This is a genomic window from Anoxybacillus sp. CHMUD (assembly GCF_013096965.1).
GTDB lineage: Bacteria > Bacillota > Bacilli > Bacillales > Anoxybacillaceae > Anoxybacillus > Anoxybacillus kestanbolensis_A.
Window position 1 is genome coordinate 1 of record NZ_SDLG01000066.1, and the last position, 577, is coordinate 577.

1 protein-coding gene and 1 pseudogene are annotated in these 577 nt (G+C 40.7%); both read left to right on the forward strand.

Going from position 1 to position 577, the window contains the following annotated elements; genetic code table 11:
- Positions 1-394, forward strand: a 394-nt coding sequence (locus ETB99_RS14615) for a TVP38/TMEM64 family protein (protein ID WP_171700936.1), incomplete at its 5' end; no start/stop codon positions are given.
- A gap of 57 nt (positions 395-451) precedes the next feature.
- Positions 452-577: pseudogene (locus tag ETB99_RS15330) on the forward strand (F510_1955 family glycosylhydrolase); the annotation flags it as partial.

Here is a 577-nt window from a genome sequence, read left to right on the forward strand (position 1 = left end):
ATCGTTTGTAGGGGAAGCTGTTGGGGCGATTGTTTCTTTCGTTTTATATCGAAAAGGATTTCATAAACTTTCGGAAACGAAATGGTTTTCCTATCCGAAAGTGAAACGTTTGCTTGAGGCAGAAGGGGTAGAAGCCTTTTCGCTTATTTTGTCTTTGCGTCTTCTTCCTTTTGTTCCGTCAGGACTTGTGACGTTTGTGGCAGCGATCGGGCGCATGTCGCTCCTTCTTTTTACAGTCGCTAGCTCGCTTGGAAAGCTCCCAGCCCTTTTGTTAGAAGCATACTCGGTGTATCAAGTGATGAATTGGACATGGCAAGGGAAAGTGATATCGACTGTTTTTGCTGTTTTTTTATTTCTGTTTACTTGGAAAAAAGTTGTTCAGAACAAGACGTAAACGCCCCATTACATCTTGCATATGCAAACTCTACGTTCATACAAAGGAGAATCAATCATGACAAAAATGACGAAAGCAATCATCATTACATCATCCATTCTTCTTCTAAGCGCTTGTTCATCATCCAACGAAAAAGAGCAGGCCTTTATTACAAGCAAAGAACAAGCAAAATCGAATGTATCT